Consider the following 24,107-nt stretch of genomic DNA (forward strand, 5'->3'; position numbering starts at 1 on the left):
CACCCCGCGACCCGGCGCGACTCTTCGTGAAGCGTCGCTAGTCGTTTTGCGCAAAAGCACCCACAACCTACGGTTTGGGTGCTTTTGCGCAAAACGGGCGGGCGCGGGGGCGCTTGTGCGGGGGCGTGCGCGGGCTGTCAGCGAGTGACACGTGGGGTTGCGGCAGGGGCATCCTGAAGCCGCAACCCCACTGTCGACTAGTGCTCCGTGTGTGAGCGTCGCTTGCGACGGATCAGGAGCAGCCCGCTTCCGGCGAGCAGCACCACTGCGGCCAGCGGCCCGAGCCAGAGGTCACCCAGGCCTGTGTGGGCGAGGCTGCCTCCGCTGGAGGTGTAGCCCGATCCGTACCCCGAGTACCCCGAGGTGCCGCTCCCCGTCGATGTGGTCGATGAGGTCGATGAGGTCGAGGCGACGATCGCGAAGGTCGTGGCGGCACTGGTGCTGTCGACGCCGACCGTCTGCGTGGCTGTCGCGGTGTACGACCCGATCTGAACGTCGGCGAACGTCACACTCCACGTGCCATCGGCTCCGACCGTGGTCGTCAGCGTCGTGTCACCGATGACGACAGCCACGGATGCGCCCGGGTCACCCGACCCGGTCACGGTGACCGTCTGGGTGCCCCCCGGGTCGACCGTGAACACCGAACCCGGCGCCGGCGCCGTGATGGTCACCGGGGTCACCCCCGGCGTCGTGGTACCCGGCGTCGTCGTTCCGGGAGTGGTCGTCCCGGGAGTCGTCGTACCTGGCGTGGTGGTCCCCGGCGTCGTCGTACCCGGCGTCGTGGTCCCAGCAGTCGTCGTACCCGCGGTGGTCGTACCCGCGGTCGTCGTCCCCGGAGTGGTCGTGCCCGGCGTCGTGGTCCCGGGAGTGGTGGTCCCGGGAGTCGTCGTACCTGCCGTCGTTGTACCCGGCGTCGTGGTCCCGGGAGTGGTGGTCCCGGGAGTCGTCGTACCTGCCGTCGTTGTACCCGGCGTCGTGGTCCCGGGAGTGGTGGTCCCTGGAGTCGTCGTACCCGGGGTAGTCGTACCCGGGGTAGTTGTACCCGGGGTAGTTGTACCCGGCGTGGTGGTCCCGGGGGTAGTCGTACCGGGAGTTGTGGTCCCAGCAGTCGTCGTACCTGCCGTCGTTGTACCCGGCGTGGTGGTCCCGGGTGTGGTGGTCCCTGGGGTCGTCGTACCGGGAGTCGTGGTCCCAGCAGTCGTCGTACCCGCGGTCGTCGTACCCGGAGTGGTCGTACCCGCCGTCGTGGTCCCCGGCGTGGTGGTCCCTGGGGTCGTCGTACCGGGAGTCGTGGTCCCAGCAGTCGTCGTACCGGGAGTCGTGGTCCCAGCAGTCGTCGTACCCGCGGTGGTTGTACCCGGCGTAGTGGTACCCGGCGTAGTTGTACCCGGCGTAGTGGTCCCCGGAGTCGTCGTACCCGCTGTCGTGGTCCCGGGGGTGGTCGTACCCGGCGTCGTCGTCCCCGGAGTCGTCGTACCCGCTGTCGTGGTCCCGGGGGTGGTCGTACCCGGCGTCGTCGTACCCGGCGTCGTCGTTCCCGCGGTGGTCGTCCCCGGAGTCGTGGTGCCCGGCGTGGTCGTACCCGTCGTGGTCGTGCCCGGAGTCGTGGTGCCCGGCGTGGTCGTACCCGGAGTCGTCGTACCCGCTGTCGTGGTCCCCGGCGTGGTGGTCCCGGGGGTGGTGGTCCCTGGGGTCGTCGTACCCGGCGTCGTCGTACCGGCAGTGGTCGTACCCGCCGTCGTCGTGCCCGGCGTGGTGGTCCCCGGAGTAGTCGTACCCGCGGTCGTGGTCCCGGGGGTGGTCGTACCCGGAGTCGTCGTCCCGGGAGTAGTCGTACCCGGAGTCGTCGTCCCCGCAGTGGTCGTTCCCGCGGTGGTCGTCCCGGGAGTGGTGGTCCCCGCCGTCGTCGTACCCGCCGTCGTCGTACCCGCCGTCGTCGTACCCGCCGTCGTCGTACCCGCCGTCGTCGTACCAGCCGTCGTCGTACCCGGCGTGGTGGTGGTCGCCGAGACGGCCACCGAGAAGGTCGTGCTGTCGGTGGAGGTGTTCGTCCCGATGGTCTGGGTGGCGGTCGCGGTGTAGTCGCCGACCGGAACGGCCGGGAAGGTGATCGACCAGGTTCCGTCGGTGACCGTCGTCGTCTGGGTCTCGCCGTCGGAGAGAACGACCTCGATCGCCCCGCCGGTCTGGCCGGTTCCGGTCACGGTCACGGTCTGGGTGCCGTCGACGTTGGGTACCGTGTAGGTGGTTCCGGCTGCGGGCGAGGTGATGTCGACCGGCGCTATGACGATCGCCGATGAGCGCACGGTCGCCGAAGCGAGATCGACGACAGCGAGCGGCGTACCGAGAACCGGCAGCACCCGCACCCTCAGGGCCCGCTGCGTGAACGAATCGGCTGAGCTGGCACCGGCAACGGTGAACGAACCCGGCGTCTCCTGCACGTTGGCCGTGATCGAGACGAGGCCGTCGACCGTGTCGAGCAGCGGCGAGAGCGCAGTGGTTGCCACTGCGACGGTGGGCTGGAAGAGCCCGTCGCCCACGCCGACACCGGTGATGCCGTTCTCGAGGGGGGTGACGATGGCCGGCAGCAGGTTCGCTGTCACGGCGTTCACGATCGGGGTGAGCAGATCGCCGACGGGGATGAGGCCGAGCGCCGTCGTCCCGCTGGCGTCGACGACGGGCGGGGTGGAGCCAGCTGCACCGAGGAAGCCACCGACCGTACCGGTGATGACGGCGTCGATGTTCGCCAGGGGGACGGTGGTCAGCCCGAGGTCGAGACCGGCATCCGCTGTGAGGTGCAGGGTGAGGGTGGCGTTGTCGATCGTGTTGTTCACGGTCGTGACGAGGAGCGCGGGAATCTGGTTCAGAGCGCTGTTGATCGAGTCGTTGAGGGCATTCCGGATGACCGTTCCGGAGAGCAGCTCGGTGTTGGGAGCCAGATCGTTCAAGGTTCCATCGGTATGGCCGTGCAGTTCGGCGAGGTCGATGGTGATCGTGCCGGTGCTGAGATCAATGGTCGTTGCGCCGTCGGTGCTGACCAGCGGCGCCGTTGTGACCGCGCTGAGCGCCGCCTGCAGGTCGACGGTGAGACCCGCGGTGAGCGAGACGTTGTCGACCGTCACGAGCCCGCCGCTCACGCCGCCGAGCGCCGTACCGAGCGGAGCCACGACACCGTCTGCCACCCCGCTGAGGGCAGAACCGAGCGAACCGGTCGGGCCCGCAATGCCGTTGACATTGGTGCTGAGCGTGCCGAGGTCGGTGTTGAGGCTGTCGGTGAGCGTCGCGAGCACGGGGCTCTTCACGATGAGCTTGCCACCGGCGATCTGGTAGTCGCTGGACGGGGCCGCCCCGGGCGCCTGGGTCGCAGACGCCGAGACCGCGCCGAGCTCGACCCTGAGCTGGGAGATGAGGTCGCCGGTGGCGGGCGAGAGCCCGGCGTTCGCCAGCAGCTGGGTCACGTCGATGAAGCCGTCAGCAGTCGATCCGGATGGCCCGACCGCGATGCTCCCATCGGAGGCGATGGCACCCGATGACGCGTAGGCGGTTCCGTCGGCGGTGTCTTTCGCATACTGGCCGGCGGCGCCGACCCCGATGACACCGTTGGGGCCGAACAGCTGCACACCGCCACCGAGGTCGACGTTCAGCGCGTTCAGCACGGTCGCATCCAGAGGGTTCGACTGGGTACCGGGCTGGCTCGGGTTGGCGCGGTAGGCCGGTGCGAGCGAGGCGATGTCGTTCAGGTTCACGGTGCCACCGCCACTCAGCAGCCGACCCTCGGATTCAGACTGGTCTGAGGCCAGGGCCGAGGCTGGAATCGCAAAGCTCGCGAGCCCGAGAACCAGGGCACCGGCGAGCGCCGTGAAGCCCACCACTCTCGATTTTCTGGTGAATCCGTGCTTGCTCATGAACTACTCCCCCGACGCGCTCATCTGTGTACCCACGTCGTCGTCGACCTCGGTGTCGACGCTGGCTGTGACGCTAGCCGCCGCCCTGAGGCCCTACAAGGAGGGGCGTCAAACGTGTCGCGCGAGGTCATTACGGCGCAGGCGCGCGACCAGCGGGACTGCTTTCCGGCGAACCCAGGTCTCCGCCCGCTGCCACGTGACGTCGCGAATGAAGATGCCGTCGGCCGCCATCATCGAGAACGAGAAGAACGGCAGGCCCATCAGCACGGCGATTCCGAGGTGCATGCCCGCGATGCCGATCAGCGCCAGGATGCGCGTCCAGCGGGTCAGCAGCAGAAAAGCGAAGAACACCTCGACGTACACCGACACATAGGTGGCGACGTTCACCGCCAGCGCGTTCGCGGTGACCAGCTGAGCCAACCACGGCCAGGGATTCAGGGAATCGAGCTGCAGCGGGTAGTACACGGCCGTTCCGTCTGCCCATTGCGATCCGGCGACCTTCGCCAGCCCGGCGATGCCGTAGATGATGAACAGCTGCAGAGCGACCGCGATGACACCGCCGTTGTGCAGCACCACCGTGACCCACGACGGAATGCGTCGTCGCGGGGCACTCAGCCGACGCCCCGAACCCGAGCCCGAACGCGGGCCGGATGCCGCGCGAGACCTCCGCCGCGCGTCGAGCGACCAGTGGCCCGACAGGTCGGTGAAGCAGAAATAGAACAGCAGGATGCGGAAGGCATTGTCGGTCTGGTCGTAGGCGACCGGGTTCGTCGACACGAGACTGATGTACAGGAACAGGGTGACGATCGCACTGATGCGCGAGTGCCAGCCCAGCATCAGCGCAAGCCCGGCAAGCCCGAGCAGCAGGAATTTCAGTGTGAACAGCCACTCCGGGTCTGCCGAGCTGAAGAACACGAACGGGAACGGCCACGCCGTCTGGTGCTCGATCGGGCTCACCCACGACGATCCCGGTCCCCAGAGAAAGTCGCGGACGCCGAAGTTCGCCGCCACGAAGCCGACCACGACGGCGCCGTAGACGACCCTTGCCGCAGAGACGCCGTAGGTCGCGTGCTTCTGGCCCAGCATCCATTCTTCGCCGCGACGGTAGAGTGCACCGACGGCGGTCACCGTCGAGCCGACGAGGGTCATTTCTTCGTTCCGTAGAAGTCGGCGATCGCGCTCGTGTCGAGCCCGGGAACATCCAGCGGCGAGCGCCACCCCTCGATGAAGTACGACGGTTGTTCTGTCACCGGAGGGCTCTGCAGTCGCTGGTCGAAGGGCACAGCCGGCGTCGAGACGGTGCGCACCTGCACGGCCGTGATGTCGTCGCCCCAGCGGGCGCGGGCGATGGCCGTGGCCAGCCCGGTGACCGACCCTTCGTACTCGAGGTAGTTCGCCGCCCACGGATCGGGTTGCTTCGTCAGATCGGCGCGCAGCCGGTCGAGCCAGCCTTCGCCGTAGTAGTCATTGCCCACGAGTTCCCGAACGTTCGGGTTCATAGCGAGGAAGGCCCCGTGGAACCGGTCGCCCAGAATGTAGTTGTTCAGGTACATGCGGCTCGGAGCGGCGTGATTTCTCACGAACTGTTCGGTGTCGGCGCCCGTGATGCTGAACCAGTCGGTTGCGACGGGCTGGTCGGCCCCCGCCGCCGGCAGCAGTGCCCGCACCTCGAGGCTCGAATTCGTCGAACCCGGGTTGGGGGCGAAGACGGCCCAGCCCTGCTGGAACATCGGTGTCATGTACGAGTTCAGCAGGTTCGTGCCGATCAGCTCCCGAAGCGCTATGGACGATGTGCCCCAGGTGTAGGTCAGAAAGAAGTGCCAGCCCAGAAGGAGCACCACCAGGATCACCAGTACGCGCGGCGCGCGCCCGTACCGCCCCGCGCCGGGCGCCGGTCGCCCACGTGTACCCGTCATGCCTGCACCTTCCCCCGGCCGGTTCGGGCAGCACCGCCCGAAGAGCACATACTATGCCGGAGACGACGGATGCCACCTGCCCGGCAGAGACGGCAGGTGACCTGAAGCGACAGCCGACCGCGCGCCTCCTCCCGCGTGTCGCCGGCGGGCGCGGGATAGGCTCGCAGCATGACGAACCTCGAGGGTGCGGTTGTGCTGGTGCTGGGTGCCTCGGGCGGGCTGGGGTCGCGCATTGCGACCCGTCTGGCAGACGCCGGGGCCACGGTCATTCGGGCGGCTCGCAACCCCCAGACGCTCTCGGGCCCCGACGCCTACCTCGCCGACCTCCGCGCGCCCGAGTCGGCAGACGCTCTGCTGCTCGCGGCCGCCGCAGCCCACCCCGACCGGCTCGACGGCATCGTGGTCGCGGCGGGCGCTGTCGCGTTCGGTCCTCTCGGAGAGGTCGCCGACAGCACCCTCGACGAGCTCTTCGCGATCAACACGCTCACGCCCATCCGGGTGATCCGCGGTGCGCTCCCGCGCCTCGCCGAGTCGGCCGCCGCCGGCCGCAAGCCGTTCATCGTCACACTCAGCGGCATCGTCGCCGAGTCCCCCACGGCCGGAATGGCCGCCTACTCCGCCTCCAAGGCCGGGCTCGCGGCCTTCGTGCAGGCGGCGTCGCGCGAGCTGCGTCGGTCGGGGATCCGGGTTCTGGATGCACGGCCGGGCCACACCGAGACCGCGCTGTCGCAGCATCCGCTCGCCGGCGTCGCGCCGAACTTCCCGGCGGGCCTCGACCCCGACCACGTGGCCGACCGCATCGTCGCCGCGATCGCCGCCGATGAGAAGGATCTGCCTAGCACGGCCTTCGTCACCCCGGCCTAACGCGCTCCGGTGGCGCCGGGGGCGCCGCACCCACTACTGTCGTCTCACCCGGAAGACGCAAGACAGAGACAGGTGCGCAGCATGACCACAGCCCCCTCGCGTGATGGCCGCACAACCGACGTCGAGAGCAAAGGGCTGAAGGGCGGCGCGCTCGGGCTCGTGGGCAGTGTGGTGGTCGGTATCGCCTCGACCGCTCCGGCCTACTCGCTGGCGGCGAGCCTCGGGTTCATCGTGGCCTCGGGCGGGTCGCTGCTGGCGGGGGTGAAGTCGCCGGGGATCATTCTGCTGGCATTCGTTCCGATGTACTTCATCGCTGTGGCGTACCAGGAGTTGAACAAAGCCGAACCCGACTGCGGCACGACGTTCACCTGGGCCTCGCGGGCATTCGGGCCGAAGACCGGCTGGATGGGCGGCTGGGGCATCATCGCGGCCGATGTCATCGTGATGGCGAACCTGGCGCAGATCGCCGGGTCGTACTCCTTCACGCTCGTCGGATTCTTCACGGGCAATGCCGACATCACCGCGCTCGCCACCGACACCTTCTGGTCGACCGTCGCCGGGCTGGCGTGGATCGCGCTCATGACCTACATCTGCTACCGCGGCATCGAGGTCTCGGCGCGGCTGCAGTACGCCCTGCTGAGCGTCGAGGTGGTCATTCTGGTGGCCTTCGCCATCTTCGCGCTGGTGCGCGTATACTCCGGAACCGCCGAGAGCTACTCCCTCATGCCCGACATCTCGTGGTTCAACCCGTTCGATCTGGACTTCGGCACCGTCATCGCCCCGGCCGTGCTCACCGCTGTCTTCATCTACTGGGGCTGGGACACGGCCGTCGCCGTCAACGAGGAGAGCGACGACCCGGGTCGTACGCCGGGCCGCGCGGCCGTCATCTCGACGCTGCTGCTGCTCGTCACCTACGCGCTGGTGGCGGTGGCGACCATCGCCTTCGCCGGGGTCGGCACCGACGGGGTGGGCCTCGGCAACCCCGACAACGCGAGTGACGTGTTCAGCGCGATCGGGCCCGACCTGTTCGGCGACTCGGCGTTCGGCGGCGTGATGCTGGCGCTGCTCTACATCTCCATCCTGACCTCCGCGTCGGCCTCCACGCAGACCACGATCCTGCCGACCGCGCGCACGTCGCTCTCCATGGCGGTCTACCGGGCTGTGCCGTCGAGCTTCGCGAAGATCCATCCGAAGTTCCTCACCCCGACCTGGTCGACGGTGGGCATGGGCATCATCTCGGCCGCGTTCTACCTGCTCTTCACGCTGATCTCGCCCACCCTGCTCAGCGCCCTGATCGGTTCGGTCGGGCTGCTGATCGCGTTCTACTACGGTCTCACCGGCTTCGCCTGCGTCTGGTACTACCGTCGCACGCTCACGGCCAGCTTCCGCGACTTCGTCATGCGCGGCGTCATTCCCCTGCTCGGCGGCCTGATGCTCACCGCGGTGTTCATCTTCGGGCTCATCCAGTACGCCCTGCCGGACTGGCTCACCGACGAGAACGACGAGAACGTGACCATCTTCGGCATCGGGGCGGTCGCCGTGGTGGGTGTCGGCTCGCTGGTGCTGGGGGTCATCCTGATGCTCATCATGCGCTGGCGGAGCCCGGCGTTCTTCAAGGGCCAGACGCTCGAGCGCCGCTCCGACCTGATTCTCGCGGGCGAGCACTATCCCGTCGGCATCCGCCTGCCCGACTCCGAGGAGACGACCGTCATCGCGCGCGACCTGTCGAACCTGCCGACGGGCCTCATCGCGGTCGACCTGAAGACGGGCGAGAAGTACGCGAAGAAGAAGAAGAAGGCCCCGGATGCCCGACCCGACGACCCCGCTGGGCAGGCGTAGCCCGTGGCTGAGCTCATCGCCCGGTTCTCGGTGACCGGCTGGGAGCCCCAGGTGCTCCCCGGTATCGAGGGTGACGGCAGCAGCACGGGTGACGGCGACTGGGTCGGCGCCATCGTGATGCGCAAGACGTACACCTCGGGGCTCATCGGCGAGAGTGTCGCCGAGTTCCTGTCCTCCGGCTCCGAAGAGGCGGGCCGGGGCTATCTGGCGGCCGAACGGATCACCGGCACCCTCGACGACGGCCGCACCGGCTCGTTCACCGTGCACCACGGGGCGCTGCAGCATCCGGGCGACCCTTCGGCTTTCGGCTACATCGTTCCCGGCACCGGAACCGCCGACTTCGCCGGCTTCACGGGCTCAGCGCGAATCGTGCACGACGCCGACGGTGCGTTCTTCGTGTTCACCCTGGGCGCCTGACCGCGGGCGGCTACGCCGGCGGGGCGACCAGGCGGGCGTCGAGGCCGGCGCGCACGGTCGGCCATTCCGTATCGAGAACGGAGAAGTAGGCGGTGTCGCCGCGGGAACCGTCGGGCGACGAACGGTGTGAGCGCAGAACCCCTTCGGGCACGGCGCCGAGGCGCTCGATGGCTGCCGCGCTCCGCGTGTTGCGAGCGTCGCAGCGGAGCGCCACGCGGGCCACGCCCAGCTCGTCGAAGGCGTGGCCGAAGAGCAGCCGCTTGGCGGCCGGGTTGGTGCGGCCACCCCAGAACGCCCGTGCGTACCAGGTGCTGCCGATCTCGATCCGGCGCTGCCGAGGCGCGTACTCGTAGAAGCTCGTGGTGCCGCGAACCTCGCCGTCGTCACCGAGCACGACGAACGCCAGGGTGCCCAGAGTGCCCACCTGGGTGTCGATGTGTGCGGCGTAGCCGGCGGCATCCGTCGGCCGAGGCGCGGTCATACCCGCCCACAGTGCGTCATCGGTGAGCGCCTGCAGCGCCGCGGCGTATCGCGTGTCGACGGGTTCGAGGCGGATGCCGTACCCCGCCAACCGGATGTCGTGCTGCACGCCAGCGCCCTCGTCTCTCGCCGTTCTCGTTCTCGTTCCAGGCCGCCCCCAGCCTACGGCTTCGCCCGCACCGCGCCTGGCTACCGGCCGGGGCGACGGGCGTCAGCCCGCGAGGTGCTCGCGCAGCGCGGCGAGGTGGGGGGCGACGTCGAAGCCCTGGGCCGCCACCCAGGCCGGGTCGTAGTACGTGTCGGAGTAGCGGTCACCGCCGTCGCACAGGAGGGTGACGATGCTGCCCCGCTCTCCGGCGGCGACCATCTGGCGCGCGAGGTCGAGCGCGACCACGAGGTTGGTGCCCGTCGAGGGCCCGGGAGCCCGCCCGAGCGACTCGGCGACGACGGTCATCGCGGCGATCGACGCCGCATCCGGAACCGTCTGCACCCAGTCGATGACCGAGGGCAGGAACGAGAGCTCGACGCGGGGGCGCCCGATGCCCTCGATGCGGGAGCCCCGGCCCGTGACATCCGTTCGCCCGGTGCGCCAGGCCTCCTCGAAGACGGAGCCCTCCGGGTCGCCGACCGCGATCTGCGTGCCGACCCCGGCGTATCGCGCGTACCGGGCGATCGTCGCCGACGTTCCACCCGTGCCGGCGCCCGCGACGATCCAGGTGGGTTCCGGATGCTTCTCCCCCGCCATCTGCTCGAAGATCGAGCACGCGATGTTGTTGTTGCCGCGCCAGTCGGTCGCGACGGCCGCGTTCGTGAACTGGTCGAGATAGTAGCCGCCGGTCTCGCGCGCGATGCGCTCTGCCTCGTCGTGGACCTCGCCCGCCGTCGGAACGAGCACGCACCGACCGCCGTACCCCTCGATCAGCTCGATCTTTCGCCGACTTGTCGTGGCCGCCATCACGGCGACGAACTGCAGGCCGAGCATGCGGGCGAAAAAGGCTTCCGAGACGGCTGTCGACCCGCTCGACGCCTCGACGACGGTGGTGCCCTGGTCGATGTGGCCACCGACGAGGCCGTAGATGAAGAGGGACTTCGCGAGGCGGTGCTTCAGGGAGCCGGTCGGATGCGACGACTCGTCTTTGAAGTACAGATCGACCCCCCAGGCGCCCGGCACGGGGAATCGCAGGAGGTGGGTGTCGGCGCTGCGGGTGCTGTCGGCTTTCAGCTCACGGATCGCCTCGGTGATCCAGCGCCGGGTCGGTGTCATGGGCTGCATCCTTCGGGTCGGTGAGGAGTGGAGGGTGGGAGCGGGGCGTGGGGGCGGGGTATGAGGTGTGGGGGCACCTTCGCGCGCTGCCAGTATCCCAGCCCGGTCGCGGTCGTGTCGCTACGGAGTCTCCCCGGCGTCGACGCTGTGTCTCCCCAGTGTCGTCACAGTGTCTCCCCAGTGTCGCCCCAGCGTCGCTACAGTGGTGGGCACAACCGACGACAGGAACCCCCGCTATGAGCTTCCACATTCAGGAGGAGAACGCACGTGTCAGGGTCACGCGATGGACGCTGGAGCCCGGTGAGAGCACGGGGCACCACACGCACGAGCTCGACTACGTCGTCGTTCCGGTGGTGTCGGGGGTGCAGATCGTGACCGTACCCTCGGGCGATGAGATCACGCGGGCCATCACTGCGGGCGAGGCCTACTTCCGCGAGGCGGGTGCGACGCACTCGGTGCGAAACGGCGGAACCGAGACGCTCGTGTTCGTCGAGACCGAGCTGTTCCCCACCGCCGGGTAGGGCCCGTCAGGCAGCGGCCCGGGGGCCTCCACACTGCCGCGCAAAACGTTTGGTACTGTTCAGGCACCCCTCTTCGAAAGGTGCTGACATGGCCCGTGTTCTGCTGCTCGGCGAATCGTGGTTCGTCTACTCCGTGCATCAGAAGGGTTTCGACGCATTCCACACCTCCGAGTTCACCCTGGGCGGCACCGAATTCGTCGCGGCACTCACCGAACACGGCCACAGCGTCACCCACATCCCCGCGCACGAGATCACCACCCGCCTCCCCAGCACCCCGGAGGGTCTGGCGGCCATCGCCGATGTGATCGTCGTGTCCGACGTCGGTGCGAACACCTTCCAGGTTCCCCCGGCGACGTTCACCCATTCCCTTCCCGAGCCCGACCGCACCGAGGCCCTCCGCGCGTTCACCGAGGCGGGCGGAGGCCTGCTGATGATCGGCGGCTACCTGACGTTCTCGGGCATCGACGCGAAGGCCCGGTGGGGGCGCACACCCCTCGCAGAGGCACTCGCCGTGACCGTGCTCGACCGGGATGACCGGGTCGAGCTGCCCGCCGGGGCCACCCCGCGCACCACGACGGCACATCCGATCACCGAGGGGCTCGACGCCTCATGGCCGAAGCTGCTCGGACTCAACGAGGTCACCCCGAAGACCGGCTCCCTGGTGCTGGCGGAGTGCGCCGGGCATCCGCTTCTCGTCGTGGGCGAGTACGGCCGGGGCCGGAGCGCCGCCTTCACCTCCGATCTGGCGCCGCACTGGGCTCCCCCGCCCTTTCTCGAGTGGGCCGGTTACGGCCGTCTCTTCGACCGCACCGTGCGCTGGCTGGCCGGGGAGCGACTCGGATGATCGAAGCCTACGGTTCGACCGCCGCCGACGTCGCGGCGCACCTCGCCGCGGGCGCGGGTCTCGCCTTTCTGCCGTTCGGTGCTCTGGAGCAGCACGGCCCGCACCTGCCGCTCGGCACCGACACGGCCACCGCCGCGGAGGTTGCGTCGAGGCTCGCCGACGCCTTCGACGCGGTGCTGCTGCCCCCCATCCACTACGGCGACACCTGGAACAACGCGGGCTATCCCGGCACTGTCTCGCTCTCGAGTGCCACCGTGACCGCGATCGCGGTCGACATCGGCCACTCGCTCGCCGCCTCGGGCGCCCGTGGCCTCGTGATCGTGAACGGCGACTGGGGCAACCGGATGCCGCTGCAGGCCGCCGCGCGCCAGCTCGCCACGGCTCCCGGCCTGAGTTCGGCTTCGGGCCTGGCAGCCATCGTGCTCGACTACCCGGGCATGGACGAGGCGATCGCTGCGGTGCGCGAGAGCCCGGCCGCCGCCCCCGGCCTGAACCACGCCGAAGAGATCGAGACGTCGATCATGCTCGCGATCGACCCTTCCCTCGTGCACACCGACCGCTACGTGTCGGCCTACCCGACCTTTCCGTCGGACTTCGGCACACGCCCGATGCAGCTGCACCCCTTCTCACCGTCGGGGGTGTTCGGCGACCCGTCGTCGGCCACCGCCGCCAAGGGCGAACAGATCCTGCAGGCGACGGTCGAGGCATCCCTCACCGTGCTCGCCGACTTCGTCGCCGCCCTCCCGCCCCGCTGAGGCGCGTTCTGCGTTCGGCATAAATGAAGTAAGCTCGAGTAATGTCGAGATTTGATCGCAACCTGTCTGCTATCGCTGCCACCGGACTTGCTCTGCTTCTGGCCTTGAGTGGCACAGCGCTGCTGACTCCCGCCAGCGCCTCAGCTACGGAATACGATCTCGTGAGCGTGGGGTCGAATCCGGTCCGGGTCGCTGTCGACCCGGGTAGCGGTAAAGTCTTCGTGACAAACCGAGACGACGGCACTGTCTCGGTATTCAACGGCGGGGAACTTCATCCAACCGTGCAGACGTTCAGCGTCGGCTCGCAACCCTTTGGTGTTGCGATAGATCCTACAAATCACCAGGTGTTCGTCACCAGCTACGACACCGGCACAATCCGGTCCTTCGACGGCAACGATCTCGCTTCGCTTCCGCGGGTGATCAAGGTCGGAAAAGGAGCGAGCGGGGTCGCGGTCGACCCGACCACTCACTTCGTCTACGTCGCAAATGAACTCGACGGTACGGTCTCCGAATTCGACCCCGCAGAGCCCGGCGTTCCGACACCACACACCGTCCCAGTCAGCAATGCGCCGGTCGATATCGCCGTCGACCCGTCGACTCACACCGTGTTCACCGCCGATCAAGGCGACGGAACGGTCTCCTTCTTCTCCGGATCGTTGGCGGCTAAACCCGATATCTCAACGGTCGCGGTTGGCAAGTCACCCGTCCACGTCGCAATCGAGCCGTCATCCCATACTGTCTACGTATCAGACAACGGAGATGACACGGTGGCTTCTTTCGTCTACACCGACAAGAAGCCCTCCGTCACCTTGACCCGCACCGGCAAGCATCCGGCCGGCGTAGCTGTAGACCCACTCACCCTGACGGTCTACGCAACAAATGTCTCAGACAACACCGTCTCCCAGTTCGGCGGCCCGACGGCAGCTCGGCTCATCACCGTCGGAACCAACCCCGTCAGTGTTGCTATCGACGGCGCTGCCCGTCTCGTCTTCGTCGTCAACAGCGTCGATGGAACCATCAGCCGTTTCGACACGCTTTCTGCGCCACGCATCACTTCGTCGGCCGTGCTGCCGGCGGTGGTACGGGGCACCGAGCTGAACTTCACCGTGCGGGCCACGGGAACACCCGCAGCAGTCTTCTTCTTGCGGCAATCCAGTGGAGTCGCTCTCCCCGACGGCATCCGGATCGACCAATCTACCGGCCTGATCTCAGGCACCATCACGGCGGGCCCGGGTGACTACGCCTTCGATGTTGTTGCCTCGAACGGCGTCGAGCCATCGGCCAGCCAACGCGTGAGTCTCACCGTGAAGGCCGCACCGATCAGTCCAACCGCCACGGCTACGCCGAGTGCGACGGCCACGCCGAGTGCGACGGCCGGAACCGGCAGCAGCAGCACCGGCCGTGGAGCGAAGAGCGCTTTGGCCAGCACCGGCATCCCTGCCGGTAACGCTCTCATCGTGGCTGTGAGTCTGTTGGCGATGGGCGCGCTGACACGCCTAGGCCTCGCGTCCAGGCGGCGCACGGCCACTCGCACATAAGGATCACGCTCGGGCCCGCTCGCGGAGAAGCAGCGGGCCCGCGTCAGGCCGTGAACGCCTCGATCCCCGCCAGCAGCTCCGCACGGAGCGCCACGCGCTCGGCACCCGACACGAAGGCCGCGTCGACGCCCGCGAGCTCAGCCACGGTGAACTCGGGAACGCCCCAGCCGAACTGCTCCTCGATGCGCCGGAACTCCTGGCTGATCGATGTCTTCGACATCACCCGGTTGTCAGGGTTGATGGTGAGGGTGAAACCGAGCTCCCGCAGCAGGTCGATGGGGTGGTTCTCCCGCCCCGTCACGACACCGCCCTGGGAGTTCGATGTGACGCACTGCTCGAGCGGGATGCGGCGATCCACGACCCACTGCGCCGTTTGCCCGAGAACGAGGACGGCTGTTCCCGCCGCGCGGGCGGCCGCGACATCCTGAACCGCTGTGCGCACGGCGAGCGGACGACCGTTCAGCGTGACGTCTTCGATGATCCGGGTACCGTGACCGAGACGCAGGGTGTGCGCGAGGTGCACGGTCTCCCAGACACTGTGCGCGCCGTCCGCCTCGCCCGTGTGCAGGGTGTACGGCACACCCGAACGGTGCAGCAGCTCGGTCGCGTCGAGGTGGTCGCGAATGGGAAAGCCGTCTTCGGGTCCGGCGATGTCGAAGCCGGCCACGCTGCCACCCCACTTGCCGTACATCGCCACCGCGAGGCGTGCGATCTCGAAGCTGAGGGTGGAGCTGCGCATTCCGCAGATCAGCTGGCGTGCACGGATGTGACCACCCGCCGCCGCAACCTCCGCCTCGCCCTCGGCGAGACCTGTCGCAACGGCCTCGACCGTCACCTCGAGCGGCAGCCCGCCGAGGATGTGCTTCTCGGGCGCCCAGCGGGTCTCGCCGTAGATGACTCCGTCGGCGGCGGCTTCGATCACCCACTCGCGGGCGACCCGCACGATCGCGTCCTCGGTCTGCATGACCCGAGTGGTGAGGCCGAACTTCTCGTCCCAGTGGTCGATCTTCGGCTCGGTGATCTCGCCGGTGAACCACGACGCCATCTTCTCCGGGTCGGTGTAGGGCAACTCCACACCGCTCTGGGCGGCGAGGTCGATGAGGGTCTCGGGCCGCAGTGAGCCGTCGAGATGGTCGTGCAGCGTGATCTTCGGAAAGGCCGCGTAGGGCTCATTCGGCTGCGACCAGCGGGGGTATCCCGAGAAGCTGGGGAGGCTCATGCGAGTGCCGCCAATCCGAACGCGACCATGTCGGCGAAAGTGGTCTCCCGCTGCTCGGCCGTGGTCTCCTCGCCCGGCAGGTCGCTGATCGTGCCGACCATGAGGGCCTCGAACCGCTCCTTCAAAGCCGTGGCGTAGAGGCCGGCCGCCTCCATCTCCACCGCGAGGGTGCCGTATTCGAGCAGCTTCGGCACCACGGAGGTGTCGGGGTTGTAGAACGAGTCGGTGGTGAACACCGGGCCGACATGGATGACCTTCCCGGTCGTCTCGCCGTATTCGACGGCCTTTCGCAGCAGAGCGAAGCTGGGCGCGTGGCTGAGGCTCACGCTGGGTACCCAGTGCGAGGTCATGGCGGAGTTCGTGTGCGCGCTCGACGCGGCGATCACATCGCCGATGCGCAGGTGCGGGGCGATACCGCCCAGCGTTCCGACGCGCACGATGCGCTTGACGTCGAAGTTGCGCACGAGCTCGGTGGCATAGATCGCCAGGGAGGGCATGCCCATGCCGGAGGCCAGCACCGAGATCGGCCTGCCCTCGAAGGTTCCGGTGTACCCCAGGATGCCGCGCACCTCGGTGACGAGGCGGGGAGAGTCGAAGAAGGTCTCGGCGATCAGCTTCGCCCGGCGCGGGTCGCCCGGCATCAGCACATCGGGGGCGAAATCGCCGTTCTCGGCGTTGATGTGGGGTGTGGCCATGGGCTGGCGGTCCTTTCCGGGGCGGGTTGATGCGGGTGTTGCAGTGGTGCGCGTGGCGCGGATGGTGCGGGGCGGTGCGCCGGTCAGCCGAGCTGCGAGGGCGCGTAGCGCGCCAGCACCCGGCGCTCGGCCCAGCTCACCAGGCTGTAGAAGATCAGCGACACCGCGGTGAGAACAGCGGCGGCCGCCCAGACCCCGGTGTAGTCGCTGTGGGCGCGGGCGTTCACGATGGCGTGACCGAGCCCGTCGCCGGTCGCGAGCCACTCGGCCAGGGTCGAGGCGAGAACGGCGGTCGGTGCCGCAATGCGGGCGGAGGCGAAGATCGCCGGCAGCGTGTACGGAACCTGCAACCGCCAGAGCGTGCTCTGGGCCGACGAGTCGTAGCTGCGCATCAGAGTGAGGGCATCCGTCGGCACCCTCTTGAGCCCGGCCTGCGTGTTGGCGAGCGTGGGGAAGAAGGTCACGATCGCCGTGATCGCGACGACACCACCGAGGCCCCGGCCGAGCGCGAGGATCAGCACCGGAATGAGCACGATGATCGGCACTGACCGCAGGGCGACCGCGAGCGGCGTGAGCACCCGTTCCGACACCGGGTAGAGCACGAACAGGATGGCGGCGGCCACACCCACGACGAGACCGGCAACGTAACCGATTCCCGAGTGCACCAGAGTGACGCCGAGCGCCTCGAGGATCGCCGACCGGTTGGCCGGGGACTTCGGTGCAGTGAAAAGATACGCGAACACATCCACCGGGGATTTGCCGACGAACGGTGACATCTGAAAGAGGAAGAGGTACGCATACCAGGCGAGCAGGATGACGGCGATGGATCCGACCGTCCAGGCAAGGGCCCGGCCGCTCCGCGAGGCCAACGACCGACGCGGGGCTGGGGCCAGCTGCTGGGCAGCGGAGATTCCGGCCGACCAGGGGGTGAGCCAGCGGCGCAGCAGTCCGAAGAAGCCGTAGGGAATCGCGGCCATCAGCGTCGCCAGCACGGCCACCGACCAGACCCGCCCGAGATTCAGCGACATCAGCCCGTTGATCAGCAGCACGCCGAGCCCCGCCTTGGCGCCGATGAACTCGCCGAAGATCGCACCCAGGGTCGCTGCGGCCGCACCGATCTGCAGGCCGGTAAGGATGGCCGGGATGCCCGAGGGCAGCCGCACGAACCACAGCGATGACAGCGAACCGCCACCCCAGGCCTTGACCATCGTCATCGGGCTGCCGTCGGCGCTTCGGAGCCCCAGCATGGTTCCGATAAGGGTGACGAAGAACACCGACATGCTCGCCAGCACCACCTTCGCCGTGTCGGGGTCGAACGTCAGCTGCAGCAGCGGGTTCACCGCCACCAGCGGCAGACAGAACAACGCCAGGGCGAGACGCAGGAAGAGGGACTCCAGCGCGGCGAACTGCACGAACAGCACCGCGACCACGATCGCCGCGAGGTTGCCGAAGAACCACCCGCGCATCGCCACCCAGGCCGTCGCGGAGACCGCGTTCACATACAGGCCTGAGTCGGTGACGAGGCTCTGGATGATCGCGGTCGGCGAGGCGAGCACGCCCAGCTTGGTCAACCACAGATCGGCTGCCACCTCCCACAGCACGAGCAGGGCCACGCTCACCAGCACGGTCGTGACCCAGCCGTTCAGAAGCGTCCGGCGCGCTTCGGTTCGGGCGTTCAGGCGCGCCGACGCGATGGCCGCGGCGCGAGCCTCCTCCCGACCCGCCGAACTGCGGCCGCTCGTAGCCGGAGCAGAGGGAGTGGCCGGCGTCGTGGTTGTCACGCGGCATCCTGTTCGTCGTGCCCGGAGTGCAGCATCGTGCTCAGGTCGTCGCACACCGCGTGAAACTCCGGGCTCGACAGCAGTTCGCGCCGGCGTGGCCGGGGGAAGTCGATTGTGACGTCGCCCACGATGCGCCCCGGTCGAGGCGACATCACGATGACGCGGTCGGCGAGGAACGCCGCTTCAGAGATCGAGTGCGTCACCAGGAGCGCCGTGGCCGAGGTCGCACTCCACAGTTTCTGCAGCTCCTCGTTCATGCGCTGGCGCGTGATCTCATCGAGCGCACCGAACGGTTCGTCGAGCAGCAGGATCTCCGGCTCGGCAACGATCGCCCGGGCGATGGCCACGCGCTGGCGCATCCCGCCCGACAACTGTGCGGGACGAGCATCCGCGAACCCGTCGAGGCCGACCAGCCTGATGAGGTCGTCGATGCGGGACGAGGGGATGCCGATTCCCATGACCTGGCCGGGGAGCCGGATGTTGTCGCGCACCGACCGCCAGGGCAGCAGCGACGGGTCCTGCAGGGCGAGCCCGAGGCGATGCGCCCTGCGGATGCTCGCCGGGCTCTCACCGTGGATCGTCACCTCCCCGGAAGAGTGCGTCTCCAGATCGGCGAGGATGCGCAGGATGGTCGACTTGCCACAGCCGGAGGGCCCGAGCAACGCCGTGAAGGAGCCCTCCGGTACAGCGAGCGACACGTCGTCGAGGGCGAGCACATCGCGCTTGTTCGACGAGTAGACCTTGGTCAGATTGGTGAGCGTGAAGCCGGATCCGTTCATACCGGGCCTCAGCCGATGCTCGACTTGCCCTGGTAGATGTCGGTCAGCAGCGAGGTGTCGAAGAGCGACTTGTCGGCGCCGGTGATGCCGAGGGACTCGAGCGTGGCGAGGTTCTTCGTGATGCCGTCGTCAGAGATCCACAGCAGGCCGTTGGCCTTTGTCTCGTCGGTGACGAGCAGGTCCATCTGCAGAGCCGCCTGCTTGGTCTGCTCCTCGATCGTCAGGCCGCCGTCTTTCGCGTAATCGTTGACGGTCAGCTCCACAGCCTCGGTGGGGTCTTTGACGTAGTTCTGCCAGCCCTCGATCTCACCCTTGAGGAAGCCCTCGATGGCGGTCTTCTTCGTGGCATCCTCGAGCGTCGAACGCTTCACGGCGTAGACCTGCGCATAGACGTCGAGGCCGTAGTCCGCCGTCAGCATCGTGACGCCGGGCTTGCCGGCCGCCGCCTCGTAGGCGATCGGCTGCTCGCTGTAGAACACCCAGAGGCCGTCGACCTCGCCGCTCACCAGCGGAGCCACGTCGAACCCGACCGGAACCGAGATGATCTTCGACGCGTCGAGGTTGTTGGCCTTCACGACGGCATCCTGGGCGGCCTGGTCGCCGGTGGGCACCCCGATCTTCTTACCCTCCATGTCGGCGGGAGTGGTGATCGGCTTGTCGGAGGTAGAGAGGATGGCGAGGGGGTTCTTCTGAAAGCCCGCTGCGACGATCACGAGGTCGGCGCCGTTCGCGTTGGCCTGGGCGACGGTGTCGGCGTTGCCCATTCCGATGTCGGCCTGGCCGGACTCGACGGCGGCCATCGAATCGACATCGGGTCCTCCGGGGAGGATCGTGACGTCGACGCCGTTGTTCGTGTAATAGCCCTCCTTCTCGGCCACGTAGCTGCCACCGAACTGCACCAGCGGAATCCAGGAGGTCTGCAGCGTCAGCGGGGTGGTTCCCCCACTGGAGGCGGCCGGCGTTCCCGAGCTCGACGAGCAGGCGGTGGCGACGGCGAGCACACTCGCGATTCCGAGGGCGACAGTGGCGGCACGAAGGGCGCGGCGGCCGCCGAATGGGGCGAGGTTCATCTGGTCTCCAAGGGCTGGTCGGGAGGGGGAAAGCGCGCAAAGCGTTTTGCAATCGTCGCTTTCTCGACCGTACGGCCTCACTGTTTCCATTGGATTTCGCGCGGTGTCGCGCGTGTAAAACCCCGTCGCGACCATCGGCGACACAGGGCGCAACACCCTGAGGCCACCCATATGACCCGGTCGCGATCTCGACTACTCTTGCTGCGTGACCGAGCCGAACGGCAAGCCGTGGACGATGCAGCAGATCGCCGACGCAGCCGGCGTCAGCGTGACGACCGTTTCGCACACCATTTCGGGCAAACGCCCGGTCAGCCCGCAGACCGCCCAGCGCATCAAAGGGCTCATCGACGAGTTCGGCTATGTGCCCGACGCGGGTGCCCGACGCCTCCAGTCGGGGCGGAGCAGGATGATCGGGTTGGCCGTTCCCGACATCTCGAACTGGTTCTTCGGCCGAATCGCCCGCGGTGTCGAAGAGATGGCGAACGAGTTGGACTACGGACTCATCGTCTGCAGCACAGCCAATTCCGACCCGAGGCGCGAACAGCGGTACTTCAACATGATCCGCACGCGCCTGATCGACGGCCTCATCTATACGGCCGGCCGGCAGATGCCCCAGACGAACGAATTGCAGAAGGTCGCTGCATCCGCACCCGTGGTGCTGGCCGATGAGGGGATCGACTCGTTCGCCTCGATCCCCTGGGTGACGTCGGCGAACCTCGACGGGGCCAGGCAGCTGGCCCGCCACGTGCGTGAGCTCGGGCACACCCGAGCCGTCGTCATCGCCGGTTTCGCCGGACTGAACTCGACCATCGAACGCGTGGCGGGCATCCGTGAGTCCTTTCCGAACGCCCTCGTGCTCTACGGCGACTTCGACATCGACGCGGGGTACGACAGCATCGACGACCTGCTGGCGAACGACGTCTCGTTCACCGCGGTCTTCGGCGGCAACGACCTCATCGCGGTGGGGGCCATCAAGCGACTGCGCGAGCAGGGCCTCACAGTGCCCGCAGACGTCACCGTCGTGGGGTTCGACGACATCGACATCGCCTCCGTCATCACCCCCGGGCTGACCACGGTGCGCCAGGATGCCTCGGGCCTGGGCCGAAACTCCGCCCGCCTGCTGATCGAGGGGCTGGAGGCCGGGAGCTTCGAGGCGGTCGCTTCGGTGGTTCTCCCGGTGGAACTGATCGTGCGGGGAACGAGTGCGGCGCCGCCTACAGCATGACCACGAGTTTCTGCGCCGAGACGCCCCGCCGCAGGGTGTCGATCGCCACCTGCACCTGATCGAGTCCTTCGCCGATCACGCGCGGCTCGGGCGCCGCCGCATAGCGCCCCTCCGCGAGGGCCGCCGGCAGGAACCTCTCCCAGAGCATCGGCCCCACCTCGTTGTTCATCAGCGAACTGCCCCACACGAACCGCGCGCGAATGCCGTGCACCCGGCAGCGCGCCTGCAGCGCGGTGTTGCCGCCCACGAGCCCAAGACCCGACTTCACCAGGGCCAGGCTCAGCCCCCGGCGGCGGGGCAACGACTCGAGCGACACTGACGGGCTCGCCAGCGCCACCCGCTTCGCACCCGTCGCGACCGCGATTGCGACGGCCGGTTCGGCGGATCCGGTGCCGACAGCGAGTACGCCGGCGACCGGGATGCCCGCCAGCAGTGCCGCGATGTCGCGCACGACCGTCGGGCTGGCGTAGTCGAAGACGTCGCTCGCTCCGAGGTGTCGCACCCGCTCGTGGTTGCGCGGTGACGCGGTCGAGATGACGCGGTATCCGGCGGCGACCGCGAGCTGGACGGCGTTGCTGCCGACGCTCGTCGATCCACCCCAGACCACCACCGTCGCGCCCTCCGCGAGCGGCGCCGCGCTCACGCCTGTAGCCGAACCGACCGGATGGCGCAGCCCCAGCTGGTCATCCTGGAACAGGGCGGACGCGGCGGTCGAGATCGCCAACGGCAGCACAGCGGCCTCCACGAAGGAGAGACTCGCGGGAATCGGCGCGGCGAGCTGGTCGCTCACCACCGTGAACAGCTGGAATGCACCCTCCGACTCGTGGTTGCGCTCCTTCTCCATGCCGACGGCATAGGCGACCACGCGGTCGCCCACCCGGAAGCGCGTGACGTCGCTGCCGACCTCGACGACCTCGCCCGCGACATCCTCCCCCAGAACGCTGGGGTACGGCAGCCAGCGGAACATGAGATCGCCCGTCGACTGCTTGATTGCGTCGAGCGGATTGACCGCGACAGCGCGGTTGCGAACGACGAGTTCGTGCGGGCCGGGCGGGGTGTAGCGGGCTGGCTGAACGATGAAATCGGCGTGGTGGGCGGGCAGAACGGCGGCGGAATTGATGGGCATCGGGTGTCTTGTCTCTCTGGAGGGAAGTGATGGCATGATGTGTCATCACATTACACCCTGATGGCATTGCATGTCATCACTCTCGTCCCGAACAGTAGAATGAAGACATGAGCAGATGGGAGCCGAACGCGCGTGACCGCCTCGAGCGGGCGGCTCTCGAGCTGTTTGACGAGCAGGGCTTTGCGGAGACGACCGTTCCGCAGATCACGGCCCGCGCTGGCCTGACGACGCGCACGTTCTTTCGTCACTTCTCTGACAAACGCGAAGTGCTGTTCGGTGGAGAGGTGGATGTTCCCTCCCTCGCCGCCCGCATGATCACCGAGGCCCCGGCCTTTCTCACCCCTCTTCAGATCATCGCCGGCGGGTTCGACGCGGTCGCCGCAGCCCAGTTCACCGGCGGGATGGAACGCTTTGTCGCTCGCAAGAAGATCATCGAGCAGGACGCTGGGCTGCGCGAACGAGAGCTGCAGAAGCAGGCCGCGCTCTCCGACGCGATCCAGCAGAGCTTTCGCGACCGGGGTGTCGACGACCTCACGGCGGCGCTCGTGGCTCACACAACGGTGACCGTCTTCAGCGTCTCGATCGGTCGGTGGATGAGCCTGGGGGGCGAGACTCCGCTGCCCGATCTGCTGCGGGAGACGCTCGATTCGCTCCGGTCGATCATGGTCGAACCGGTCTGGCCCTAGAGGATTCACGCTCTGCTTAAAACTCTCAGAAAGTATTTTGGAAACTGGTCTGTTTCGGGGTGTTTTTGCTGAGGTAATGTCAGTGGTTGGTGTTTGACTGGAGTCATGACCAAGGCACCCACACCACCTCCGCCGACTGATGTCGCGTCGGCGATTGTGGGGTGCGTGGATGCTCTTCTGAGCCTGGGCGTTTTGGATCCGTCTTCGGGTGCCGGGGCTGCCGCGCCCACCGGGCTTGCCACTGGTGAGTTGATGGCTGGTGTGGTGCAGGTGGAGTACCTGGAACGGTTGGTCACATCGTTGCGTCTGCGCCTGGCGGGGGAGGTGGCTGAGAGGTGCAGACCCGAGCTCGGCGAAGAGGGGTTGTCGAAGGCGTCGAACTTCACTACCCCTGCCGGGTTTTTGGCCGCGAATACGGGTACGAGTGAGCACACGGCGAAGAAGCTGATGAAGGTCGGTGGGGAGCTTCGTGTCACGATGTCGCTGTGTGGCCTGCCGAACCTCCCGGCGTTCTCTCACGTCGCCGAAGCGGTCGGGCTCGGAGCGATCGGTCTCGACGTGGCGACGGTGATCACGACCCGGCTCGGCCGGGTGGCGAAAAGTACGGGGTTCACGGATGCCCTGATCGAGGCCGAAGCCCAGTTGGTGTCTCTGGCGCAAGAGTCGTTGGGGGGCCAGTGCTATTCCGCAGACGTCATCGACTGTTTCGCGGTACGGATGATCGCGCATCTCGACCCCGACGGCACAGAGCCCACCGAGGCGCAACTGCACGACAGACGCCACCTGACCTTGGTCACGGAGAAGACCGGGATGACGAAACTTACCGGGCTGCTGCCACCTACGGCGGCCGGTCACCTCCGGGCGGCGTTGGAGCCGTTCACGAGCCCTCGCATCCCCACCTTCACTTCCGACCCGACCCAGCCCGGCGCCCCCGACCCGGCCGATGATGACGAAGTCGACCCGCTGCTCCGTGACACCCGCACCAGGGGTCAGAAGCTCGCCGACGGTCTCCTGCAACTCGTCACCACCGCGGCAGGGCTCCCGTCGATGCCGCGCCTGAACGGGGCCGCACCCACCGTCAACGTGCACGCCACCCTCGACGACATCATCTCCGGCCGGGGTGTCGGCTGGATCGACGGTCTCACCGAACCCGTGCCTGCGAGCACGATCGAAACCCTCCTCT

21 protein-coding genes are annotated in these 24,107 nt (G+C 67.9%); 10 read left to right on the forward strand and 11 right to left on the reverse strand.

What is annotated here, in order from left to right; genetic code table 11:
* Nucleotides 1-197 precede the first annotated feature (197 nt).
* From B7R24_RS13355 to B7R24_RS13365, 3 genes are all read right to left on the reverse strand, one after another.
* On the reverse strand, nucleotides 198-3,905 hold the full coding sequence (locus B7R24_RS13355; RefSeq protein ID WP_147304042.1) for a choice-of-anchor G family protein: 3,708 nt from the start codon (nucleotides 3,903-3,905) through the stop codon (nucleotides 198-200).
* Between the two features lie 108 nt (nucleotides 3,906-4,013).
* Nucleotides 4,014-5,054 carry an HTTM domain-containing protein gene (locus B7R24_RS13360; protein WP_116419474.1) on the reverse strand — a complete coding sequence of 347 codons (1,041 nt, stop codon included), beginning with the start codon at nucleotides 5,052-5,054 and terminating at the stop codon, nucleotides 4,014-4,016.
* Entirely contained in the window at nucleotides 5,051-5,821 is a 771-nt protein-coding gene (locus B7R24_RS13365) for a DUF5819 family protein (protein WP_147304043.1), read from the reverse strand. Before B7R24_RS13365 ends, B7R24_RS13360 begins: the two co-directional genes overlap by 4 nt.
* 168 nt (nucleotides 5,822-5,989) lie before the next feature.
* Here B7R24_RS13365 and B7R24_RS13370 point away from each other — a divergent pair, with 168 nt between their 5' ends.
* From B7R24_RS13370 to B7R24_RS13380, 3 genes are all read left to right on the forward strand, one after another.
* Nucleotides 5,990-6,685: an SDR family NAD(P)-dependent oxidoreductase gene (locus tag B7R24_RS13370; protein WP_116419476.1), complete on the forward strand. Its 696-nt coding sequence runs from the start codon at nucleotides 5,990-5,992 to the stop codon at nucleotides 6,683-6,685.
* An 81-nt stretch (nucleotides 6,686-6,766) separates the two neighbouring features.
* Nucleotides 6,767-8,524, forward strand: a complete 1,758-nt coding sequence (locus tag B7R24_RS13375; protein WP_116419493.1) for an APC family permease — start codon at nucleotides 6,767-6,769, stop codon at nucleotides 8,522-8,524.
* A gap of 3 nt (nucleotides 8,525-8,527) precedes the next feature.
* Complete coding sequence (locus B7R24_RS13380) at nucleotides 8,528-8,941, forward strand: DUF3224 domain-containing protein (protein ID WP_116419477.1); 414 nt, start codon at nucleotides 8,528-8,530, stop codon at nucleotides 8,939-8,941.
* Between the two features lie 10 nt (nucleotides 8,942-8,951).
* On the opposite strand, the gene B7R24_RS13385 is transcribed toward B7R24_RS13380, so the two are convergent.
* Entirely contained in the window at nucleotides 8,952-9,530 is a 579-nt protein-coding gene (locus B7R24_RS13385; protein WP_116419478.1) for a GNAT family N-acetyltransferase, read from the reverse strand.
* A 102-nt stretch (nucleotides 9,531-9,632) separates the two neighbouring features.
* A complete protein-coding gene (locus B7R24_RS13390) occupies nucleotides 9,633-10,694 on the reverse strand; it encodes a PLP-dependent cysteine synthase family protein (protein ID WP_116419479.1) in 1,062 nt (353 codons plus the stop codon).
* Nucleotides 10,695-10,921: 227 nt separating this feature from the next.
* Between B7R24_RS13390 and B7R24_RS13395 the strand changes: the two genes are divergently transcribed.
* The 4 genes from B7R24_RS13395 to B7R24_RS13410 all read left to right on the forward strand — a co-directional run bounded on the left by B7R24_RS13395 (nucleotide 10,922) and on the right by B7R24_RS13410 (nucleotide 14,343).
* A complete protein-coding gene (locus B7R24_RS13395; protein ID WP_116419480.1) occupies nucleotides 10,922-11,206 on the forward strand; it encodes a cupin domain-containing protein in 285 nt (94 codons plus the stop codon).
* A gap of 88 nt (nucleotides 11,207-11,294) precedes the next feature.
* On the forward strand, nucleotides 11,295-12,050 hold the full coding sequence (locus B7R24_RS13400; RefSeq protein WP_116419481.1) for a glutamine amidotransferase: 756 nt from the start codon (nucleotides 11,295-11,297) through the stop codon (nucleotides 12,048-12,050).
* Nucleotides 12,047-12,805: a creatininase family protein gene (locus B7R24_RS13405; protein WP_116419482.1), complete on the forward strand. Its 759-nt coding sequence runs from the start codon at nucleotides 12,047-12,049 to the stop codon at nucleotides 12,803-12,805. Before B7R24_RS13400 ends, B7R24_RS13405 begins: the two co-directional genes overlap by 4 nt.
* A gap of 41 nt (nucleotides 12,806-12,846) precedes the next feature.
* Entirely contained in the window at nucleotides 12,847-14,343 is a 1,497-nt protein-coding gene (locus tag B7R24_RS13410) for a lactonase family protein (RefSeq protein WP_116419483.1), read from the forward strand.
* 43 nt (nucleotides 14,344-14,386) lie between these two features.
* On the opposite strand, the gene B7R24_RS13415 is transcribed toward B7R24_RS13410, so the two are convergent.
* The 5 genes from B7R24_RS13415 to B7R24_RS13435 all read right to left on the reverse strand — a co-directional run bounded on the left by B7R24_RS13415 (nucleotide 14,387) and on the right by B7R24_RS13435 (nucleotide 19,887).
* A complete protein-coding gene (locus tag B7R24_RS13415) occupies nucleotides 14,387-15,562 on the reverse strand; it encodes an adenosine deaminase family protein (RefSeq protein ID WP_116419484.1) in 1,176 nt (391 codons plus the stop codon).
* Nucleotides 15,559-16,257 carry a purine-nucleoside phosphorylase gene (deoD, locus tag B7R24_RS13420; protein WP_116419485.1) on the reverse strand — a complete coding sequence of 233 codons (699 nt, stop codon included), beginning with the start codon at nucleotides 16,255-16,257 and terminating at the stop codon, nucleotides 15,559-15,561. The genes B7R24_RS13415 and deoD overlap by 4 nt, the downstream gene beginning before the upstream one ends.
* 83 nt (nucleotides 16,258-16,340) lie before the next feature.
* Nucleotides 16,341-18,038 (reverse strand): ABC transporter permease, encoded by a 1,698-nt coding sequence (locus B7R24_RS13425; RefSeq protein WP_116419486.1) that lies wholly within the window; start codon nucleotides 18,036-18,038, stop codon nucleotides 16,341-16,343.
* Nucleotides 18,035-18,817: an ABC transporter ATP-binding protein gene (locus B7R24_RS13430; protein ID WP_116419487.1), complete on the reverse strand. Its 783-nt coding sequence runs from the start codon at nucleotides 18,815-18,817 to the stop codon at nucleotides 18,035-18,037. The genes B7R24_RS13425 and B7R24_RS13430 overlap by 4 nt, the downstream gene beginning before the upstream one ends.
* Nucleotides 18,818-18,825: 8 nt before the next feature.
* Nucleotides 18,826-19,887 (reverse strand): ABC transporter substrate-binding protein, encoded by a 1,062-nt coding sequence (locus B7R24_RS13435; protein ID WP_172582825.1) that lies wholly within the window; start codon nucleotides 19,885-19,887, stop codon nucleotides 18,826-18,828.
* Nucleotides 19,888-20,092: 205 nt separating this feature from the next.
* Here B7R24_RS13435 and B7R24_RS13440 point away from each other — a divergent pair, with 205 nt between their 5' ends.
* Nucleotides 20,093-21,112: a LacI family DNA-binding transcriptional regulator gene (locus tag B7R24_RS13440; protein WP_116419489.1), complete on the forward strand. Its 1,020-nt coding sequence runs from the start codon at nucleotides 20,093-20,095 to the stop codon at nucleotides 21,110-21,112.
* On the opposite strand, the gene B7R24_RS13445 is transcribed toward B7R24_RS13440, so the two are convergent.
* Nucleotides 21,102-22,238: a zinc-binding alcohol dehydrogenase family protein gene (locus B7R24_RS13445; RefSeq protein WP_116419490.1), complete on the reverse strand. Its 1,137-nt coding sequence runs from the start codon at nucleotides 22,236-22,238 to the stop codon at nucleotides 21,102-21,104. The two genes, B7R24_RS13440 and B7R24_RS13445, sit on opposite strands and share 11 nt — an antisense overlap.
* A gap of 107 nt (nucleotides 22,239-22,345) precedes the next feature.
* On the opposite strand from B7R24_RS13445, the gene B7R24_RS13450 reads away from it, so the two are divergent.
* Together B7R24_RS13450 and B7R24_RS13455 are read left to right on the forward strand one after the other, a co-directional pair.
* Nucleotides 22,346-22,924 carry a TetR/AcrR family transcriptional regulator gene (locus tag B7R24_RS13450; RefSeq protein ID WP_116419491.1) on the forward strand — a complete coding sequence of 193 codons (579 nt, stop codon included), beginning with the start codon at nucleotides 22,346-22,348 and terminating at the stop codon, nucleotides 22,922-22,924.
* A gap of 105 nt (nucleotides 22,925-23,029) precedes the next feature.
* On the forward strand, nucleotides 23,030-24,107 hold a 1,078-nt coding region (locus B7R24_RS13455), incomplete at its 3' end, for a DUF222 domain-containing protein (RefSeq protein WP_147304044.1).

The sequence above is a fragment of the Subtercola boreus genome (assembly GCF_003399645.1).
Classification (GTDB): Bacteria; Actinomycetota; Actinomycetes; order Actinomycetales; family Microbacteriaceae; genus Subtercola; species Subtercola boreus_A.

Coding starts and splice junctions, on each gene's coding strand:
- B7R24_RS13390 (WP_116419479.1), bottom strand. CDS start 10,694: ATGCAGCCCATGACACCGACCCGGCGCTGGATCACCGAGGCGATCCGT.
- B7R24_RS13415 (WP_116419484.1), bottom strand. CDS start 15,562: ATGAGCCTCCCCAGCTTCTCGGGATACCCCCGCTGGTCGCAGCCGAAT.
- B7R24_RS13370 (WP_116419476.1), top strand. CDS start 5,990: ATGACGAACCTCGAGGGTGCGGTTGTGCTGGTGCTGGGTGCCTCGGGC.
- B7R24_RS13365 (WP_147304043.1), bottom strand. CDS start 5,821: ATGACGGGTACACGTGGGCGACCGGCGCCCGGCGCGGGGCGGTACGGG.
- B7R24_RS13375 (WP_116419493.1), top strand. CDS start 6,767: ATGACCACAGCCCCCTCGCGTGATGGCCGCACAACCGACGTCGAGAGC.
- B7R24_RS13445 (WP_116419490.1), bottom strand. CDS start 22,238: ATGCCCATCAATTCCGCCGCCGTTCTGCCCGCCCACCACGCCGATTTC.
- B7R24_RS13395 (WP_116419480.1), top strand. CDS start 10,922: ATGAGCTTCCACATTCAGGAGGAGAACGCACGTGTCAGGGTCACGCGA.
- B7R24_RS13400 (WP_116419481.1), top strand. CDS start 11,295: ATGGCCCGTGTTCTGCTGCTCGGCGAATCGTGGTTCGTCTACTCCGTG.
- B7R24_RS13405 (WP_116419482.1), top strand. CDS start 12,047: ATGATCGAAGCCTACGGTTCGACCGCCGCCGACGTCGCGGCGCACCTC.
- B7R24_RS13355 (WP_147304042.1), bottom strand. CDS start 3,905: ATGAGCAAGCACGGATTCACCAGAAAATCGAGAGTGGTGGGCTTCACG.
- B7R24_RS13430 (WP_116419487.1), bottom strand. CDS start 18,817: ATGAACGGATCCGGCTTCACGCTCACCAATCTGACCAAGGTCTACTCG.
- B7R24_RS13410 (WP_116419483.1), top strand. CDS start 12,847: ATGTCGAGATTTGATCGCAACCTGTCTGCTATCGCTGCCACCGGACTT.
- B7R24_RS13450 (WP_116419491.1), top strand. CDS start 22,346: ATGAGCAGATGGGAGCCGAACGCGCGTGACCGCCTCGAGCGGGCGGCT.
- B7R24_RS13435 (WP_172582825.1), bottom strand. CDS start 19,887: ATGAACCTCGCCCCATTCGGCGGCCGCCGCGCCCTTCGTGCCGCCACT.
- B7R24_RS13360 (WP_116419474.1), bottom strand. CDS start 5,054: ATGACCCTCGTCGGCTCGACGGTGACCGCCGTCGGTGCACTCTACCGT.
- deoD (WP_116419485.1), bottom strand. CDS start 16,257: ATGGCCACACCCCACATCAACGCCGAGAACGGCGATTTCGCCCCCGAT.